The organism is Amycolatopsis aidingensis (assembly GCF_018885265.1).
Taxonomy (GTDB): Bacteria; Actinomycetota; Actinomycetes; order Mycobacteriales; family Pseudonocardiaceae; genus Amycolatopsis; species Amycolatopsis aidingensis.
On the sequence record NZ_CP076538.1, the window covers coordinates 162,792 to 181,562 of the forward strand.

Here is an 18,771-nt window from a genome sequence, read left to right on the forward strand (position 1 = left end):
GTTCACACCTGCGAGCGTAATGAGTACGACGGCGCAACGGGGAGCCGTGAAACCCGACGAGGACCCACCGAAACCTTACGAACTCGCTCGCCTGACGGGCGATTCGTTGCGCCGCGGGCTCTCAGGGCAGCCAGCTGACCCGGTCGCGCAGGAAGGCGTAACCGACGAAGGCGACCACGTCGAGCAGGGTATGCGCGATGATCAACGGCCACAGCCGGTTGGTGCGCTGCCACACCCTGCCGAAAACCAGCCCCATTATCAGGTTGCCGACGAATCCGCCGAGGCCCTGATAGAGGTGATACGAACCGCGCAGTACGGCGGCGATCAGCAGGGCGGAGTTCTCCCCTCGGCCGAGTTGCCGCAGCCGGGTCAGCAGGTAACCGACGACGAGCATTTCCTCGGCGAAGGAGTTACCGAACGCCGCCAGTGTCAGGGTGATCGGCCGCCACCAGCTCTCGTCCAAAGTAGACGGCTGCACCGCGAGATTCAGCCCGAGCTGCCAGCCGACGAAGTACAGTACGAGACCGGGAATGCCGATCAGCGCGGTCAGTCCGATGCCCCAGCGGAGGTCGCGGCCGGGGCGCCGCCGGTCGAGTCCGACCTCGGCCAGTCGCATCCCGCCGCGCACCAGCAGGTAGGCCCCGAGTGCGCCCCAGCCGAGCAGTTGCACGACGCTGAGCAGTTGCTTCAGCAGGTCGAGAAGATCCAACGTGGCCTGTGGCGCGTTGATCGCCACCCGCTGCTCGCCCAGCGGCTCGGGACGTAACAGTGCGTCCACAAGTGACAGCAGGCTGCGTACCCCGGACAGGCCGAGGGTGATCGAGAAAACAATGACCAGTTCGAGGATCAGCACCCGCCGCCGGGCGGGGTCCTCGATCGGCTCGGGGGTCGCGGGTCGCTGGGCAGCGAGCCAGGCGGACAGGCGATGGCGCACGGGCGCAAGTTACCTCAATCGAAGTATCACCTGGTCAGAGGCTTCGATGCGACAACAATGGGGTTGGTTTGCCATAGTGCCTGATCGAAACGTTACCTGTCGGGTCTACAGTCTTACGGACGCACAAGGAGGCCAGGCGACACGCCAAGGCGCGTAATGTCCGGTTGCGTAGCTCACTGCGGGGTGTCAATCAGCGGCGCCGGGCGGGTCGCGGCCCGCCGCGGTGTCCTGGGATGCCTGGTCGAATACCCGGCTCACCGGGCCCGGTGAGCCGCCAACAGGGAGGACCGCCTCGTGGCGACAACATCGGATACTGGGGCCTCGGCGCCATCCGGTCCGAAGAAGAAATGGACGGACACGATCGCGCCGAGGGTATTTTGGCCCGCAGCGAGCATCATCGCTGCGTTCGTGCTCTTCACGGTGATCTTTCCGACCACCATGGGCGACGCCTTCGACGCCATCCAGGACACGATCGTCGGTACCTTCAGCTGGTACTACCTGCTCATCGTTTCCGGCTTCGTGGTCTTCGCGATCTGGATCGGCCTCGGGCACTTCGGTGACATCAAGCTGGCGCCCAAGGACGAGGAGCCGGAGTTCAAGCTCAAGTCGTGGTTCGCGATGCTGTTCGCGGCCGGTATGGGCATCGGCCTGGTGTTCTGGGGCGTGGCCGAGCCGCTGAACCACTTCGCCGGGGTGCCGAACCGGGCCTCCGGAATCGCGGCCGCGGACGAGCAGGGTGCGCAGGACTCGATCGTCCAGACCTTCTTGCACTGGGGCCTGCACCCGTGGGCTATCTACGTCGTGGTCGGCGTGGCGATCGCCTACGCGATCCACCGCAAGCAGCGGCCGGTCTCCATCCGCTGGGCACTGGAGCCGTTGCTGGGAAACCGGGTCAAGGGCTGGATCGGCGACGTCATCGACATCGCGGCCATCGTCGGCACGCTGTTCGGTGTCGCCACCTCGCTGGGTCTCGGCGTGGCGCAGATCGCTTCCGGCCTCGACTTCATGGGGCTGGTCAGCAACCCGGGTAACTGGACCAACATCATCCTGATCGGCGCGATCACCACCCTGGCGATCGTGTCGGTGGTCACCGGCCTGAAGAAGGGCATCAAGATCCTGTCGAACACCAACATGGGCCTTGCCGCGCTCCTGTTGCTGTTCGTGCTGGTCACCGGGCCGACGCTGTTCATCTTCCGCGAGCTGGTGCAGTCCATCGGGGACTACTTCCAGAACATCTTCCAGCTCAGCTTCAACGCCACCGCGTTGCAGGGCGAGGACGGCACCGAGTGGCAGGGCTGGTGGACCGCCTTCTACTGGGGCTGGTGGATCTCCTGGGCGCCCTTCGTCGGCGTGTTCATCGCGCGGATCTCCCGCGGCCGTACGGTGCGCGAGTTCGTGGCCGGTGTGCTGATCGTGCCCACCGTGGTCACCTTCCTCTGGTTCACCGTGTTCGGTGGCACCGGGCTCTACCGTGAGCTGTTCGGCCAGGGCGGCCTGGTCGGCGCGGACGGATCGGTGGACACCGAGGGATCGCTGTTCGGCCTGCTCGGCGAACTGCCCGGCGGCACCGTCGTGGTGGCGGGTGCGGTCATCCTGATCGCGCTGTTCTTCGTCACCTCCTCGGACTCCGGCTCGCTGGTGGTGGACATGCTCGCCTCCGGTGGTGACCCGGAGCCGCCGCGCTGGAGCCGGGTGTTCTGGGCCGCGGCCGAAGGGCTGGTGGCGATCGCGCTGATGCTGGCAGGCGGGCTACAGGCGTTGAAGATCGCGGCGATCGTGATCGCACTACCGTTCAGCGTGGTGATGCTCGGTATGTGTGTGTCGATCTGGCGAGATTTCAGTGCCGAACGGCGAACGCAGGTCCGCATCCAGCGCAGGCTGCAACGGGACGAGCTCACCGAGCACGTCTCGCAGAGCCTGATCGAGGAAGGACTGGTCGAGCCGAACGGGGACGAGCCGAGCGACGACAAGTCGAAGAGCGCGTCCACCGCGAGCGGTAAGACCTAGCCGACAGCGCGAAAACGGGCCCCGGGTGCCGCGACACCGGGGCCCGTTTTCCTTTCCGGGTGGCTCTACAGTGGAGGGTCGGCGGCCGTCTCAGCCCTGCCTGCTCGGTTTCCCGGTCGCGGCAAGGAACGGGCAGCCGACCAGCTTGCGCAGCTCCATTGCCAGTTGCTGCGGCGTATCGACCGGTTTGCTGAAAGCCAGCCGCACATCGTGGTCGCCCGGCTCGGCCTCCACCCGCAGCCGGAAACCGAACCGGTCCAGGCCCAGCGGCCGGATGCGGCCGTGCCGCAGGTTGTCCGGCAGGTGCCTGGTCAGCTGCTCGATCACGTCGGCATGCGTGCTCTCCAGGTGCCGCAGCCACTGCGCCTCGTAGTCCAGGAAGGGATCCGGGGCCGCGGCGCTGAACATGTGCGGGCGCAGCGAATGCGTGCCGTCCGCGTCGGCAAGCACCAGCGAGGCCGGGGTGAGCCGGAGCACGCTCAGCCCGTACCCGACGTCCAGCAGCCGGGAGTCCGGCCGGGCGTCGGCGATGGACACCGCGCGGGCCCGCGCGGCCCGCTCGTCCAGCCTGCGCAGCCAGCCGGTGATCCAGAGCAGGCCGCGCACCGGTTCGCGCAGCTGGACCGGCGCGAGGTCGGTGAGCTCGAACATCACCGCGAGCTCGCCGCCGGAGGCCCGCATGGTGGCCTGCACCAGCGGATGGTCCTCGGGCAGCAGCACGCTCACGCTGCCGCTGGCATGCACGTGCCGCAGCACCGGCACCACGCGCTGGTCGGCGGGGGCGGCGCGGTCGGCGGAGGGCATCAGGGTCGCCGGGCCGCTACCACGGGCGGCGATCGTCTTCGCCCGCTCGGCCGGCTGGGGGACCGGCGGGCGACGGAGTTGGGTATCGGTCACCACTCACCTCCACTTAGGTGAGCCTAACCTAGCTGCTGAACCCGGGAAAGCGCCATCCCCCACCTCGCCGATCACAGCAGTAGGCTGGGTGAGTGACTTCCTGGGGGCAGCTCGTGCCGTTCGGCGGGGTGGTGCTGCTCGGCGCCATCTCCCCGGGACCGGACTTCGCCGTGGTGCTGCGGCACGCGGCCCTGTCCGGTCGCCGCGCGGGCTCGGCGACCGCGCTGGGCATCACGGCGGGCATCCTGGTCTGGTCGGTGGTGGCCGCCTTCGGCGTCGCCGGGCTGCTCGCCGCATCGGCCACCGCGTTCACCGTGGTCAAGCTCGCTGGCGCGGCCTACCTGGTCTTCCTCGGGGCGAAGGCGCTGCTCGCCGCCCGGCGTGGCGGCGAGAGCCTGCCGTGGTCGCCCGAGCCGGACGCCCTCGGCGCGGGCAGGGCCTTCCGGCAGGGCCTGCTGTGCAACGTGCTGAACCCCAAGTGCGCGGTGTTCTTCGTGGCGCTGCTGCCGCAGTTCCTGCCCGCCGCGCCAACCCTCGCCGACACCGTGCTGCTGTCCGCGATCCCGGTGCTGTGCACCGCGCTGTGGTTCCTGGTGGTCGCCAATGTGGTCGGCGCGATGCGCAGGCTGTTCACCGCGCCCCGGGTACGCAGGACCCTGGACGCGGTGACCGGCACCCTGCTGGTCGCGCTGGGCCTGCGGCTCGCGCTGCAGGCCCGCCCCTGAGCGTCAGCTGCTGGGGCCGCGGCCGGACCAGGTCCAGGCGTAACCGGGATCCTCGGCGGCCTCGGCCGCCTCGCCGAGGTCCAGTGGCGCGAAGGTGTCCACCATGACCGCGGTCTCGTCGAAGAACTCCGCCCCGATGGAGGCCTCGGCCGCGCCGGGCTGCGGCCCGTGCGTGAAGCCCGATGGATGCAGGGACAGCGACCCGATGCCGATCCCGGAGCCCTTACGCGCCTCGTAGTTGCCGCGCACGTAGAACATCAGCTCGTCGGAGTCGACGTTGGCGTGGTTGTACGGCACCGGGATCGAGTCCGGGTGGTAGTCGACCTTGCGCGGGCAGAAGGAGCAGACCACGAAGTTCGGGCCCTCGAAGGTCTGGTGCACGGGCGGCGGCTGGTGGATCCGCCCGGTGATCGGCTCGAAGTCGTCGATGTTGAAAACCCAGGGGTACAGGCAGCCGTCCCAGCCGACCACGTCGAAGGGGTGGTTGGCGTAGGTGTAGCGGGTCAGCCCGGCGCGGTGCCGGACCAGCACGTCCACATCGGTGCCCTCGGCCAGCAGCGGCTCGGTCGGCCCGCGCAGGTCACGCTCGCAGTACGGCGAGTGCTCCAGGAACTGGCCGCGCGCCGAGAGGTAGCGCCTGGGCGGCCCGATGTGCCCGCGCGCCTCCAGGATCAGCATCCGCAGCTCGCCCCGCGGCCGCACCCGGTAGGTGCACGAGGTCGGGATGACCAGGTAGTCGCCATCGGCCACCTCGATGGCGCCGTAGACGGTCTCCACGGTGCCCGCCCCGCCCTGCACGTAGCACAGCTCGTCACCGGCCGCGTTGCGGTACAGCGGGCTGTCCGCGGTGGCGGCGGCGAAGCAGATGGTCACGTCCGCGTTGCCGAACAGCCGCCTGCGGTCGGTCACCGCGTTGGCCCCCTCGCCGAACTCGAGGTCCTGGGTGCGGAAGCTGCGTGGCTTGAGCGGGTGGTTCGGCAGCAGTGGCCCGCGCTCGTCCGGTACGGCCACCGCGTCCACGATCGCCGTGGGCAGGTTGCGGTGGTAGAGCAGCGAGGAGTCCGCGGAGAAGCCCTCGACGCCCATCAGCTCCTCGGCGTACAGGCTGCCCTGGGGCGAGCGGAACTGGGTGTGCCGTTTCGGTGGGGTCTCGCCGACCCGGCGATAGAACGGCATCGTCTCTCCTTCGGAGCGTTCGTTCAGCGGGCAGATTTGTTCTCATGTCGTACGCTACTAGCGTGTCAGTCGTGTCAAGCGCTGTGGAACTCACGCCTCCAGGCCCTCGTGGAATCCCGCCCCTGCTCACGCGGCTCGTCGACGACTCGGCGCTCTTCCCGCCCAGCGACTCGGCCATGGCCGAGGCGGTACAGGCTCACCTCGACATCCGGGCCGGCGAGCACGCCGGGATGCTCGGGGTGTTCCTCTGCCAGGCATCCCGGCTGCCGGAGCTGATCACCGAGTTGATCAAGGTCCGGCCGGAGCAACCGCTGCCGTTGTCGTTGATCATCGACACCGGGCTGGGTGGGGTGCCGAAGGCGATCTCGATCGTGGAGTCCCGTGCCGAGCTGTTGTCCCTGCGGATGGTCGAGATGCCCGCCCCCTCGGATGTGGACGAGGTGTGGCTGGAACGGGTCTCGGAGTTCGTACCGGAGGACGTGGTCCGGGTGGTTGAACCCCGTCGCGGCGTGGGCTGGCTGGACGGCGTGCGCAAGGTCATCGAGCACGGAAGCTGGCCCAAGATCCGCTGTGGCGGGCTGTCCAGCGAGAACTTCCCGAGCGTTGACGAGGTAGCCGACTTCCTCTCCGTGGTGAGCAGCTTCTCCGGGTCCTCGTTCAAGGCGACGAACAGCCTGCACCGCGCCGTGCGGCATACCGACGCCGAGACCGGATTCACCCATCACGGCTTCCTGAACCTGCTGGTCGCGGCCGCGCGCTGCCTTTCGGGCCGGGATGTCCGGGAGGCACTGGCCATGACCGACGGCGAAGCACTGGCCCAGGAGGCCCTGGAGCTGTCCGACCAGGCGGCGCGGGCGGTGCGCTCGCTGTTCGCCTGCTACGCCTCGGCGACCTTCGACGACCCGGTCGCCGACCTGAAGGGGCTCGGGCTGCTGTGAGCAGGGAGAGCTCGCTGACCCTGGAACGCGGGCTCGCGTTGCTGCAGGCGGTGGCCGACGCGGGCGGGGACGCGGCCACCATCTCCGAGCTCGCGGTGACCATCGGGGCGAGCAGGGCGGCGGTGTACCGGCTGCTGGTGCCGCTGGCCGAACGCGGGCTGGTGTGGCGGGACGGGAGCAAGGTACGGCTCGGCGTCGGCCTGCTGCGGCTGTCCGGGCAGGTGCTGCCCCAGCTGCGGCAGGCCGCCGCGCCGGTGCTGCGCGAGCTGGCCGAGAAGTCCGGGGCCACCGCGCACCTCTCGGTGGCCGAGGGGGAGTTCGCCCAGGCGGTCGCCGTGGTGGAGCCGTCCTGGACGAACTTCCACGTCGCCTACCGGGTGGGCAGCAGGCATCCGGTGTCCCAGGGTGCGGCAGGCAAGGCGATCACTCTGCGGCCCGGCGGCAAGGGATGGGTGGCCACCACCGGCGAGCTGCAGGCAGGCGCTTCCGGCGTGGCAGCCCCGGTACGGGGGGTACCGGGGCTGCGCGCCAGCGTCGGGGTGGTGTCCATGGAACCGCTCGGAGCGCGCACGGTGGGCCCGCAGGTGGTGGCCGCCGCCGGGGCACTGGCCGAGGTGCTGACCCCTACCCCGGTACGAAGCTGACCTCCGGGTACTTCGGCGAGGGGCCGTCCAGCAGCGGATCCTCCTGCCCGCGCAGGTGGGCGACCACGAAGGCGGCGAGGTACTCCCGGACGACCCGCACCGCCCTTTCCCCTTCGATCGAGCCGAGCAGCCGCTCGGCTTGTCCTGGCGGAAGGCCCTCGCGGATCGGGAAGTTCCCGGCCAGCCAGGGCGCGTCGGAGAACGTCCAGTGCCCGCCGCTGGCGACGTCCAGCCAGCGCTTCCAGCCGGTCAGCCGCGGCCAGACGCGGTTCCAGGTGGGATCCAGCTCGGGGTGGTCGACCCGCCGCGCCCCGAACAGCAGGAACGGCCGGTCCAGCCCGCCGGGCACCCCGGTGTACAGGGCGCCGTCCATGTTCATCCCGGCGTCCACCCTCGGGTCGGTGCGCATCGTCTCCAGCGCGGCGGCGCCGCCGATGGAGTGGCCGATCATCGCGATCCGGGAGCCGTCGATCAACCTTCCGGTCGGCGAGCGCCGGTCGGTGAGCCGGTCCAGCACGAAGGAGACGTCCCTGGCCCTGCTGCGCACGACCTCGGCCGCGAGCTCCTCGTCGATGTCCGCGCAGATCAGGCAGGGCTCGATCCGGCCACCGGGGAACTCGACCGGCGACTCGTAGGTGTGGTCGATCGCGGCGACCACGTAGCCCCGGCTGGCCAGGTCCTCGGCAAGGGTGGTCAGCGAGGTGCGGCTGGCGCCGAACCCCGGCGAGAGCACCACCAGCGGCCTGCCGTGCCCGCTGGGCTTTGGCAGCGCCCGCGTGGTCGCGTGCGTGCGCACGGTCGCGAAGGCCTCCGGCGGCACGGCAGGGAAGTCGGAGCCGATGATGGCCGCGGAAAGCTCCTCGGACAGGTACGGCGCCCGCTCACCCCATGGCAGCAGTGCCGGGTACCACAGGGACACCATGAGCTCGCGGTACGGCGTGTCCGGCTTCCACGGGTCGGCCCGGCCGGGATCCACCAGCCGGGTGCTGCCGGTGCCCACCGGGTGGTCCCCGGTGGGCGCGGGCAGGGTCGGGGCGGTCGGGCTCGCCAGCGCGGCCGGTGCGGGCACCAGCAGCGCGGCGACCACCAGCAGGGTGCACAGGGCGGTCCCGCCGCGTCTGAGTGCGTCAACCATGTTTGACACCCTATCGGGAAGATATCCCGGTCAGTCGGCGCCGACCAACGAGATCGGGTTCCGGCGGGTGGCGGACCGCGCCGTCCACAGGCTGGTCAGGCCGACGACGAGGAACGCACCGGTCACCAGGGCGCCGACGGCGGGCCACGGTAGTTCCACGACGCCGAAGCCGGTGGCGCGTTGCAAGGCGCCACGTATCCCGAGGAGTGTTCCGGCGGCGGCCACACCGCCGAGCAGGACCCCGGTCGCGGTGACCGTCGCGGACTCGAGCACCGCCATCCGCACCACCTGCCCCCTGGTGAGCCCGCTCAACCGGGCCGCGGCGAACTCGGCTCGTCGATCGGCCGCGGCGATGACCACCGCGTTGATCACCGCGAAGAGCGCGTAGAGGCCCGCCATCCCGGCGATGATGGTGAAGATGCTCAGCTGGGTACTCTGCTCCGCCTCGGCACGCTGCTGCACCCACTTCTCGGCGCTGTCCACCGTGCCGTGCACCGACGCCCGGATACGGTCGCCGACCGCGGCGCGGTCGGCCCCCGTGGCGGTCGAGACGACGGTCTGCGCCGTCGTGGAGGTGAGCACGGGTTCCGGCGTGATCCCGCTCGGTAGCAACAGGTCAGGGCCGCCGGACACCTGCCCTGGCAGCACGGCGACGATCGGCAGGTTCAGTTCCCGGTCGCCGATCCGGACGTGCAGCGTGTCGCCGAGGGAGAACCCCGGCTCGCCGGAGCGCCCGGCTCCCACCGCGACGGTGTGCCCGCGCAACCCGTCCAGCGAGCCCGACACCGCCTGCACGCTGTGCGCCCGCCGGTAGGCGGCCGGGTCGATCACCCGCGCGTGCCCGAGCGCCGTCCCGCTCTCGTCCTCGTCGTGCTCGGGGAGCGTCAGGACCAGCGGCACGGCGACCTCCACGGAGGTGGTCGCGACGCCGGGGACCTCCGCGATCCGGTTCGCGTCGCGCACCGGGGTGGTGGCGACGAAGTCCGCCGCCGTGTCGCGGCGCAACGCCCGTTCCGACGCCTCGGTGATCGAGAGTGCCGTGCCGAACAGGCCCGCGAGGATCCCGACGAGCACGATCAGCGGCGCCGCCGTCGCCGCGCTCCTTCGCACTCCGTCGCGCAGGTTCGCGGCGGCGACGGTGCCGACCGGGCGGGTACGCAGCAGCAGCCCGAGCACCCGCGCGAAAACCGGGACGACGAGCGGGCTCAGCGCGGAGAGACCGACCGCGGCCGCGAGTGCGACGAGCATCGTCAGCGGGATCGCGGCCGAGGGCCCCGCGACCTTGGCGATGATCATCATCGCGATGGCACCCGCAAGGAAGAGCACCCCGAAGAACCAGCGTGACGGCGTCAGCACGCGCGTCGCGCCGCCTGCGCCGCGGAGCGCATCCAGCGGCCGGACCCGCCCGGCCCGGCGCGAGGAGACCAGCACACCGGCCAGCGCCACACCGAGACCGACGCCCACGGACACCGCGAGTATCCAGCCCTGCCACTGCGGGCTGAACCCGGCCGGGAGGAATCCGAACGATACGAGCAGCCCCGACTGCCACTGCATCACCAGTAGCCCGAAGGGGATGCCGAGTGCGGTGCCGACCAGGCCGAGCAGCGTCGCCTCGGACAGCAGGAGCCTGCGTAGCTGCCTCCTGCTGCCGCCGGTGAGCCGCAGCAGCGCGAGATCTCGCCTGCGCTGGGCAACGGTGAAGGCGAAGGTCGAGCTGACGATGAAGACGGTGAGGAACACCGCGAGCGCGAGCGTGATACCGACCAGCGAGATGGCGGTGACATAGCTTTCCTGCAACCGCGCGCGGGCCAGGGCAGGCATCCCGGAGGGGGCCTCGAACGACGCCGCCGTGATGAGGATGAGCAGTGATGACTGTACGAGGGCCACGCCGATGCCCACCGTCACGAGCGAGCCGAGGAACAACTGCCACCGTTCGCGGAAGGTACTCAGGGAAAGCCGGAACATGATGCCTACCTCCAGCGCCGTGCGGTTGACGATCCGGCCGCCGATGCCATGGACCCGGCCTTTCGCGTTTGTGTCACGCCGCCAAGTCCACCAGTGCATCGCGCGGATATCAGTGCGGTGGACCCGTCTCTTGGGGGTGGAGTCAACCCCCCTGCCGCCCGGATCACACCGTGCCGGTGCTCGGCAGGTGGTCAGCCGATGGTTTGCCAGAGTGCGAACAGCGCGAATCCGGTGAAGACGAACCCGGCGACGCGTTGCAGCAGCCGGGGCCGGAGCCTGCCGCGGAGCTTGCGGCCGATGAACACGGCGAGCGCGGCCACGGTGACGGCGGCGAGGAAGGCGCCGAGGCCCACGGCGAACGGCTGGCCGTAGCGCGCGGCGAGCCCGGCCGTTGCCAACTGGGAGGCGTCGCCCCATTCGGCGGCGAACAGCACGCCGAAGGAGGTCGTTGCCGAGCGCAGGAAGGAAACCGGTGCTCCTCCGCCGCGCGCCGCGTCCTGCTCGCTTTCCTCCGCGGGGGCGAATCCCTCTCGCAGCAACAGGTATCCGCCGAGTCCGAACAGCGCGGCGACCACCCCGGAAACGACCGATTCCGGTAGCAGGGTGAGCGCGCTGCCGAAGGTGACCGCGATCACCGATTGCGCCGCAAATGCGGCACTCACCCCGGCCAGCACAGGCCAGCCGCGGAACCGGGTGGTCAGGACCAGGGTGGCGACCATCGTCTTGTCCGGTAGCTCGGCCACCAGGATCAACGCGAACGTGCCTGCCAGTGCAAGCAATGCGGAGGACATCTGCGGATCAGCACCCCTTTCGATTCGACGATAAGGGTGTGCCGATCAAATGAAAAGCAGATGGGAATTGCGAATCGGCGTTTTCGGCGTGCTTCCTGTTAATGCGCAGGCTGGGCTCATCAACGGTTTCGGTGTGCCGAAATAAAACTTACGAGGAAACGCAGTGTTTGTTCAGGCGCAGTGGCAGGCGTAGACCCAGTGGTGCGGCTGGACCTCCCGCCACTGTGGTTCCTGCTCGCCGCAGGCCGCGGTCGCGTAGGGGCAGCGCGGCCGGAACCGGCAGCCCGGCGGCGGGTGCATGGCGTCCGGCACATCGCCCTCGAGCCGGATGCGGTCGCGCCCGGTGTGCGCGTCCGGGTCCGGCTCGGGTACCGCCGAGAGCAACGCCCGCGTGTAGGGATGCCGCGGCCGGTGGTAGATCTCGTCGGCCGCGCCGACCTCCACCAGCTGCCCCAGGTACATGACCCCGATCCGGTCGCAGATGTGGCGCACCACGGACAGGTCGTGCGAGATGAACAGGAAGGTCAGGTCCCGTTCCCGTTGCAGCCTGCGGAGCAGGTTGATGATCTGCGCCTGGATGGAAACGTCCAGTGCGGACACCGGCTCGTCGGCGACGATGAACTCCGGCTCGACCGCGAGCGCGCGGGCGATCCCGATGCGCTGGCGCTGGCCGCCGGAGAACTCGTGCGGGTAGCGGCCCGCGTGTTCCCGCTTCAGCCCCACGGTGTCCAGCAGTTCGTGGATCTTCTCCAGCCGGTCCTGCTTGCTCTTCGCGAGCCCGTGGATGTCGATGCCCTCGGCGATGATGTCGCCGACCATCATGCGCGGGTTGAGCGAGGCCCGCGGATCCTGGAAGATCATCTGGACCTTGCGGTTGTAGTCCCCCGGCTTCGCGCCGTGCCGGGCGAACACGTCCTGGCCCGCGAAGCGGACCTGCCCTCCGGTCGGTTCGTACAGCCGGACAAGGACCCGGCCGGTGGTGGTCTTGCCGCAGCCGGATTCGCCCACCAGCCCGAAGGTCTCGCCGCGCGCGATCTCCATGGAGATGCCGTCCACGGCCCGCAGGGTCTGCTTGCCGACCCGGAAGTGCTTGCTCAGGTCGCGGACCTCGACCAGGGTGTCGGTCACCGTGATCCTCCGAACTGCAGCGGCGGCTGCACCTGGGGCGCCAGCGGGTGATGCAGCCAGCACGCCGCGCCGTGCTCGGCACCGAACCCGGTGTGTTCCGGCATCTCCTCCAGACAGATCTGCATCGCGTATGGGCACCTCGGGTGGTAGGGACAGCCCGCGGGCGGGTGCAGCGGGTCCGGCGGGGTGCCGGAGATCGGCGCCAGCTCGAGGTCGCGGTCGGCCGTCGGCCGCGGGATGGAGGCCAGCAGCCCCCAGGTGTAGGGCATCCGCGGGTCGTGGAAGACGTCCCGCGCACTGCCGGTCTCCACGATCTTCCCGGCGTACATCACCACCACCCGGTGCGCACTGCCTGCCACGACCCCGAGGTCGTGGGTGATCAGGATGATGGACATGCGCAGCGATCGGCGCAGGTCCTCCAGCAGGTCGAGGATCTGGGCCTGGATGGTGACGTCGAGTGCGGTGGTGGGTTCGTCGGCGATGAGCACCTCCGGCTCGGCCGCCAGCGCGATGGCGATCACCACCCGTTGCCGCATCCCGCCGGAGAGCTGGTGCGGGTACTGCTTCAGCCGGGTTTCCGGGCGCGGGATGTGCACCAGCCGGAGCAGTTCCACGGCCCGTTCCCGCGCGGCCGCTCCGGTCAGCCCGAGGTTGGTCCGCAGGCTCTCGCCGATCTGTTCGCCGATCCGCATGGTGGGGTCGAGTGAGGTCATCGGGTCCTGGAACACCATGGCGATCCGGTTGCCGCGGATCCGGCGCAGCTCCTTCTCCGGGAGTGTGCACAGGTCGGTGTCGCCCAGCATCGCCGTGCCGCTGGTGATCCGGGCGTTGGGTGGCAGCAGGCCCATCAGGCTCTTCACCGCGACGGACTTGCCGGAGCCCGATTCGCCCACCACCGCGAGAGTCTCCCCGCGCCGCAGGTCGAAGGACACGCCGCGCACAGCGTGTACCTTGCCCGCGTAGCTGTCGAAGGTGACGCCGAGGTCGTTCACCCGCAGCAGCACGTCCTCTTCGGTGCCGTCCATTCCGGTTACCTCCGCAGCCTCGGGTCCAGCGCGTCCCGTAGCCCGTCGCCGAGCACCCGGAAGCCGATGGTGAGCACGCTCAGCACGGCGGCGGGAATGATCAGCAGGTACGGGTAGTACTGCATGGTGTCGGCGGCCGAGTTGATCAGCGACCCGAGCGAGGCGTCCGGTGGGGAGATCCCGAGGCCGATGAAGCTCAGGAAGGCCTCGAAGAAGATCGCCGAGGGCACGGTGAGCATCAGGTTGATGATCACCAGATAGAGCACGTTCGGGATCAGGTGCTTGCTGAGCAGCCGCCAGGTCCTGGCGCCGAGCACGCGGGCGGCCAGGAAGAACTCCTCCTCCTTCAGCCGCAGCACCTGGCCCCGGATCAGGCGTGCCGACGCGGTCCAGCCGGTGATCGTCAGCGCCAGCGTGATGGTCAGGATGCCGGGGCTGAGGAACAGCATCACCAGGATCAGCACGACCAGGTTCGGGATCCCGATCACGATCTCCACGATGCGCTGCATGACGTTGTCGACCTTGCCGCCGTAGTAGCCGGAGATCGCCCCGTAGAACATGCCGATGCCGAGGTCGATGAAGGCCGCGAGGAAGGCGATGAACAGCGAGACCCTGGTGCCCTCCCAGACGCGGTCCCACATGCTGCGGCCGAACTTGTCAGTGCCGAACCAGCTGTCCCCTGAGGGGGTGGCGTACTGGTTGCCGAGATCCTGCCCGTATCCGGTGGTGCTGGTGAACAGCGGGCCGAACAGGGCGAACAGGATGATCAGCGAGATCAGCGTTCCGGCCACGAGTGCCCAGCGGTTGCGCCGCAGCCGCCGCCAGGCGTCCCGCCAGAAACCGACGGGTGTGCCGGTCAGTGTCTCGGCCTGGTCCGGGGGCAGTTCGGCGGGCCGGAACCTGTCCGCGGTGCGGCCGGTGCGGTCTTCGCTCGCGGTCATGGTCGTTCACTCCTTCCCGCGCGCGATGCGGATCCGCGGGTCGACCAGGCCGTACAGCAGGTCCTGGATCAGGTAGGCGAGGACGAAGAAGACCGAGAACATGATCGTCACGCCGAGGATCATCGGGTAGTCGTTGACCACGATCGAGGCGATGAACTGCTCCCCGATCCCGGGGACCGCGAACACCTTCTCCACCACCAGCGTGCCGGTCAGCAGGGCGGCGGCCAGCGGGACGATCACGGTGATCAGCGGGATGAGCGAGTTGCGCAGCACGTGTTTGGCGATCACGACCACCCCGCTGAGCCCCTTCGCCTTGGCCAGCAGTACGTAGTCCTGGCCGAGTACCTCGAGCATCTCGGTACGGGTGTAGGCGGCAACGGTGGCCATCACCAGGATGCCGAGCGCGGCCGAGGGCAGGATCGAGTGTTCCCATGACTCGAAGAACGCGATCGGCAGCAGCTCCCACTGGTAGGCGAAGTAGTACTGCAGCAGCGGCGCGAACACGAAGGTGGGCACCGAGATGCCCAGCACCGACACCAGCGTGCTGATCCGGTCGCCGATGGAGTTCTGCCGTGCCGCCGAGAACCCGCCGAGCAGGATGCCGAGGAAGGTGCCGACGACGATGGCCTGCAACCCGACGAACGCCGAAACCGGCAGCCGGTTCATGATGATCTCGGTGATCGGCTGCTGGTTCAGCTGGAACGAGGTGCCGAGGTCACCCTGCAGCACGTTGCCCATGTAGCGCAGGTACTGCACCACCAGCGGGTCGTTCAGCCCGTACTTCTCCTCCAGCGCCGCCTTGGCCTGCGCGGTCAGTTTCGGGTCGTTGAACGGGGTGCCCGGCAGGAACTTCAGCAGGAACCAGGTCACCGTGATGATGATGAGCAGGATGACGGCCGCGTTCGCGAGCCGCCGCAGCGTGTAACGCAGCATGGTGTGCGCGCCTACCGGGTCACTGGCCGCCTTCCAGGCGGGCGTACTTCCAGTCGGGGTCCGGGCCGTAGGGATGCTTGGTGAAGTCCTGCAGGAAGGGCTTCTTGAGACCGACGACCGCCTCGAAGTACTCCGGTGCCAGCACCGCCTCGTCGAAGAGGATCTTCTCGGCCTCCAGCATCATCCGCATCCGCTTGGCCTCGTCGGCTTCGCCCTGCGCGCCCTTGACGAGCTGGTCGTAGCGGGCGTTGGAGAAGCCGGTCCGGTTGGAGCCGGAGTTGGTGAGGAAGTAGGAAAGGAAGGTCATCGGGTCGCCGTAGTCCGCGCCCCAGCCGGAGGCGAAGCTGATCTGGTAGTCGCGCCGTTCGGCCCGGTCCAGCGCGTTCTCGAAGGTGGTGATCTGGACCTCGGCCTCGATCCCGAGGTGCTCGCGGTACTGCTGCTGGATGAAGGTGATCAGGTCGCGCGCGGTGCTGCTGTCCTGGGTGAGCAGGGTGATCTGCGGGGTGCGCCCGAGCTCCTGGACGCCCTTGTCCCAGAACTGCTTGGCCTGGCTCGGATCCTGCGGCACCAGGTTGCCGCCCGCCTGCCGGAAGGTCTGCCCTTCCGGGCCGGCCATCCCCGGCGGGACGAAGGCGAAGGCGGGTTCGGAGCCGTCCTGCAGCACCTGCCCGGTCAGCTTCTGCCGGTCGAAGCCGATCATCATGGCCTTGCGGATGTTCTTGTTGGCCATCACCGGGTCTTCCTGGTTCATCACGCCGAAGAAGTGGGTGAAGGCCACGTAGCGCCAGAACTCGGGGTCGTCCTTGAACCTCGGCACCTGGTCGCCGCTGATCTCGGTGAGGTGCAGCTCGTCCCGTTCGTACAGCTGCAGCGCGGTGTTCAGGTCCTTGACCAGCTTGAACTCGATCCGCTCGATGGCGACGTTGTCCTTGTCCCAGTACTGGTCGTTCTTGACCATCGTGCCGCCCGCGGCGGCGTCGTAGTTCTGCATCACGAACGGGCCGTTGTACAGGATGTTCTGTGGTCCGGCCGCGTACTGGTCGCCTTGTTCCTTGACGTAGGCCTCGTTCTGCGGGAAGTAGGTGGTGAACGCGGTGAGGCTGAGGAAGTACGGCGTGGGGTTGACCAGCGTGACCTTGAGCGTGCGGTCGTCCGGTGCCTCGATGGCGACCTGGTCGCGGCTACCCTCACCGCTGTTGAACTCGGTGGCGCCCTTGATGACGTCGCCGATGATGTAGGCGTACTCGCTTGCCGTGTCCGGGTCGAGTGCCCGCAGCCAGGCGAACTTGAAGTCGTGCGAGGTCACCGGGTCGCCGTTGGACCACTTCACCCCTTCGCGGATGGTGAAGGTGTAGGTCAGCTCGTCCTCGCTGACCTCGGAGCTCTCCGCGACCGCGGGTTGTGGTTGGTCGTCGCGGTCGAGCCGGTAGAGGCCGTCCATGCCGTTGAGCAGGATCTCGAAGGAGCGCTCGTCGGTGGCCAGTGCCGAGTCGAAGTAGCGGATCTCGGTGCTCAGCCTGCGCAGCAGCGTCTTGCCGCCCTCACCGCCCTGGCCCGATTCCTCGCCGCCGAAGATGCCGCAGCCGGTGGTGCCGAGCACCGCTGCTCCGGCGACCGCTCCACCGCTCATCCGCAGGAAGCCGCGGCGGCTCAGGCCCGCCTTCCGGAACGCGTGCTGTATCTCGGCGGGAATCCGCTCGTCCATCGTTCGATGCCTCCACCATGTCTCGGCGGTGGCCACCCCGAGCCGGGTCGCGCAGCGCGCAGGGGTGGCGGCCCGCGGCCACGCTGCCCCGGGATGCGGAGACCGTACTGTGTCAAATGGTTTTTTTCCTGCCGTCTGGCAGTAACGAAAAAATCACAAATACGGTATTGACTGGTTGATAAATACCCGACGACATCCGGCGCGCCCCGGTGACCTTTGGGCGTTCGGGGTCGTCGGGACCTAGGTCCTGTCTTGATCGGGACCACGGGACCTGCCTGGACCGCCGCCGCGGGGAGCATCGTGATCGGCGTGGAGGTCCTGGAGCTCGCACGGTGGCAGTTCGGAATCACCACCGTCTATCACTTTCTGATGGTGCCGCTGACCATCGGGCTGTCCGTGCTGGTCGCGGGCATGCAGACGGCGTGGGTGCGTACCGGTGATCAGCGCTACCTGAAGATGACCAAGTTCTGGGGCAAGCTGTTGCTGGTCAACTTCGCGATGGGCGTGGTGACCGGCATCGTGCAGGAGTTCCAGTTCGGGATGACCTGGAGCGCCTACTCCCGCTTCGTCGGCGACGTGTTCGGCGCGCCGCTGGCGATGGAGGGCATCGTCGCCTTCTTCGTCGAGTCCACCTTCCTCGGGCTATGGATCTTCGGCTGGGACCGCCTGCCGAAGCGGGTGCACCTGGCCTGTGCGTGGGCGTTCTCGCTGGCGACGGTGGCCTCCGCCTACTTCATCCTGGCCGCGAACTCCTGGATGCAGCACCCGGTGGGAGTGGAGTTCGTGGACGGCAGGCCGCGGATGAACTCGATCTGGGCGGTGCTGACGAACAACACCGCGCTGGCCGCGATCCCGCACACGGTGACCGGAGCGTTCGCGGTCGCGGCGGCGTTCCTGGTGGGAATCGCCGGGTGGCACCTGTGGCGCAGGCGGCGGGAGGCCGATGAGCACCGCGCGGTGTGGCGCTCCTCGCTGCGGCTCGGCGGCTGGGTCGGGGTGGTCGCCTTCGCGGTGCTTGTGGTCACCGGGGATATGCAGGGCAAGCTGATGTTCGAGCAGCAGCCGATGAAGATGGCCTCGGCGGAGGCGTTGTGCCACACCGAGAAGCCCGCGAGCTTCTCGGTGCTGGCGATCGGCGACGTCGCCGACGCGGACTGCGAGGACGTCAAGACGTTCACCGTGCCCGCCTTGCTGTCCTTCCTGGCACACAACGACTTCTCCACCGAGGTGAAGGGGATCCAGGACCTGGTGGGGGAGTACCAGGAGCGGTACGGCACGAACTACCCGGACGACCCGGCGCTGGGTGAGCTGGCCGGTAAACCGATCGACTACGTGCCGAGCCTGCCGGTCACCTACTGGGGTTTCCGGATCATGATCGGGTTCGGCGCGCTGTCGGCGGCCGCCGGGGTGCTGGCGCTGTGGGTGACGCGGCGCGGCCGGATCCCGGACGGCAGGTGGTTCCCGCGGATGCTGCTGCTGGGCATCGTCACGCCGTTCGTGGCCAACATCGCGGGCTGGATCTTCACCGAGATGGGCAGGCAGCCGTTCGTGGTGGTGCCCAACCCGACCGGGATCGACGGGGTGTGGATGTTCACCGCGCAGGCGGTGTCCACGATCTCGGCGGGCGAGGTGTGGGCCTCGCTGATCTCGCTGACCGCGGTGTACGCCGTGCTCGGCATCGTGGAGATCTTCCTGATCCGCAAGTACGTCCGTGGCGGCATCGAGGGCGTGCTGCCCCCACCGCCCGCGGACAAGGACCCCGACGACACCGACGCGCTAGCGTTCGCCTACTGAAGGGACCGCACATGTCCCCACACAGGCAAC

Annotated in this window: 16 protein-coding genes; 5 read left to right on the plus strand and 11 right to left on the minus strand. The window is 68.9% G+C overall.

All coding sequences use genetic code 11. The features are described from left to right. Nucleotides 1–121 precede the first annotated feature (121 nt). Nucleotides 122–934, minus strand: coding sequence for a CPBP family intramembrane glutamic endopeptidase (locus KOI47_RS00835; protein ID WP_232376465.1), 813 nt, complete (start codon nucleotides 932–934; stop codon nucleotides 122–124). A gap of 294 nt (nucleotides 935–1,228) precedes the next feature. On the opposite strand from KOI47_RS00835, the gene KOI47_RS00840 reads away from it, so the two are divergent. After that, the gene (locus KOI47_RS00840; protein ID WP_216212707.1) at nucleotides 1,229–2,941 is read left to right on the plus strand and encodes a BCCT family transporter; all 1,713 of its coding nucleotides are present in this window, start codon (nucleotides 1,229–1,231) and stop codon (nucleotides 2,939–2,941) included. 90 nt (nucleotides 2,942–3,031) lie between these two features. Here the strand turns inward: KOI47_RS00840 and KOI47_RS00845 are convergent, their stop codons facing one another. Further along, a complete protein-coding gene (locus tag KOI47_RS00845) occupies nucleotides 3,032–3,838 on the minus strand; it encodes a DUF2470 domain-containing protein (protein ID WP_216212711.1) in 807 nt (268 codons plus the stop codon). A gap of 92 nt (nucleotides 3,839–3,930) precedes the next feature. Here KOI47_RS00845 and KOI47_RS00850 point away from each other — a divergent pair, with 92 nt between their 5' ends. Then, a complete protein-coding gene (locus KOI47_RS00850; RefSeq protein ID WP_216212715.1) occupies nucleotides 3,931–4,563 on the plus strand; it encodes a LysE family translocator in 633 nt (210 codons plus the stop codon). Between the two features lie 3 nt (nucleotides 4,564–4,566). Here the strand turns inward: KOI47_RS00850 and KOI47_RS00855 are convergent, their stop codons facing one another. Then, nucleotides 4,567–5,739, minus strand: a complete 1,173-nt coding sequence (locus KOI47_RS00855; RefSeq protein WP_216212717.1) for a homogentisate 1,2-dioxygenase — start codon at nucleotides 5,737–5,739, stop codon at nucleotides 4,567–4,569. A gap of 83 nt (nucleotides 5,740–5,822) precedes the next feature. Here KOI47_RS00855 and KOI47_RS00860 point away from each other — a divergent pair, with 83 nt between their 5' ends. Together KOI47_RS00860 and KOI47_RS00865 are read left to right on the plus strand one after the other, a co-directional pair. Further along, nucleotides 5,823–6,677: a hypothetical protein gene (locus KOI47_RS00860; protein ID WP_216216999.1), complete on the plus strand. Its 855-nt coding sequence runs from the start codon at nucleotides 5,823–5,825 to the stop codon at nucleotides 6,675–6,677. Further along, nucleotides 6,674–7,321: an IclR family transcriptional regulator gene (locus KOI47_RS00865; protein WP_216212720.1), complete on the plus strand. Its 648-nt coding sequence runs from the start codon at nucleotides 6,674–6,676 to the stop codon at nucleotides 7,319–7,321. Before KOI47_RS00860 ends, KOI47_RS00865 begins: the two co-directional genes overlap by 4 nt. Here KOI47_RS00865 and KOI47_RS00870 read toward each other — a convergent pair. The 8 genes from KOI47_RS00870 to KOI47_RS00905 all read right to left on the minus strand — a co-directional run bounded on the left by KOI47_RS00870 (nucleotide 7,302) and on the right by KOI47_RS00905 (nucleotide 16,947). Beyond that, nucleotides 7,302–8,456 carry an alpha/beta hydrolase family protein gene (locus KOI47_RS00870; protein ID WP_216212723.1) on the minus strand — a complete coding sequence of 385 codons (1,155 nt, stop codon included), beginning with the start codon at nucleotides 8,454–8,456 and terminating at the stop codon, nucleotides 7,302–7,304. The two genes, KOI47_RS00865 and KOI47_RS00870, sit on opposite strands and share 20 nt — an antisense overlap. A 30-nt stretch (nucleotides 8,457–8,486) precedes the next feature. Continuing rightward, a complete protein-coding gene (locus KOI47_RS00875) occupies nucleotides 8,487–10,421 on the minus strand; it encodes an FtsX-like permease family protein (RefSeq protein ID WP_216212725.1) in 1,935 nt (644 codons plus the stop codon). A gap of 191 nt (nucleotides 10,422–10,612) precedes the next feature. Continuing rightward, a complete protein-coding gene (locus tag KOI47_RS00880; RefSeq protein ID WP_216212728.1) occupies nucleotides 10,613–11,212 on the minus strand; it encodes a TMEM165/GDT1 family protein in 600 nt (199 codons plus the stop codon). Between the two features lie 171 nt (nucleotides 11,213–11,383). Beyond that, entirely contained in the window at nucleotides 11,384–12,340 is a 957-nt protein-coding gene (locus KOI47_RS00885) for an ABC transporter ATP-binding protein (protein WP_232376467.1), read from the minus strand. Beyond that, on the minus strand, nucleotides 12,337–13,365 hold the full coding sequence (locus KOI47_RS00890) for an ABC transporter ATP-binding protein (protein WP_216212729.1): 1,029 nt from the start codon (nucleotides 13,363–13,365) through the stop codon (nucleotides 12,337–12,339). Before KOI47_RS00890 ends, KOI47_RS00885 begins: the two co-directional genes overlap by 4 nt. Before the next feature lie 5 nt (nucleotides 13,366–13,370). Next, the gene (locus tag KOI47_RS00895; protein WP_216212733.1) at nucleotides 13,371–14,306 is read right to left on the minus strand and encodes an ABC transporter permease; all 936 of its coding nucleotides are present in this window, start codon (nucleotides 14,304–14,306) and stop codon (nucleotides 13,371–13,373) included. Between the two features lie 6 nt (nucleotides 14,307–14,312). Beyond that, nucleotides 14,313–15,239, minus strand: coding sequence for an ABC transporter permease (locus KOI47_RS00900; RefSeq protein ID WP_216212736.1), 927 nt, complete (start codon nucleotides 15,237–15,239; stop codon nucleotides 14,313–14,315). 19 nt (nucleotides 15,240–15,258) lie between these two features. Continuing rightward, entirely contained in the window at nucleotides 15,259–16,947 is a 1,689-nt protein-coding gene (locus KOI47_RS00905) for a peptide ABC transporter substrate-binding protein (protein ID WP_216212739.1), read from the minus strand. Nucleotides 16,948–17,256: 309 nt separating this feature from the next. Between KOI47_RS00905 and KOI47_RS00910 the strand changes: the two genes are divergently transcribed. Next, nucleotides 17,257–18,741, plus strand: coding sequence for a cytochrome ubiquinol oxidase subunit I (locus tag KOI47_RS00910; protein WP_216217001.1), 1,485 nt, complete (start codon nucleotides 17,257–17,259; stop codon nucleotides 18,739–18,741). The last annotated feature ends 30 nt before the right edge of the window (nucleotides 18,742–18,771 follow it).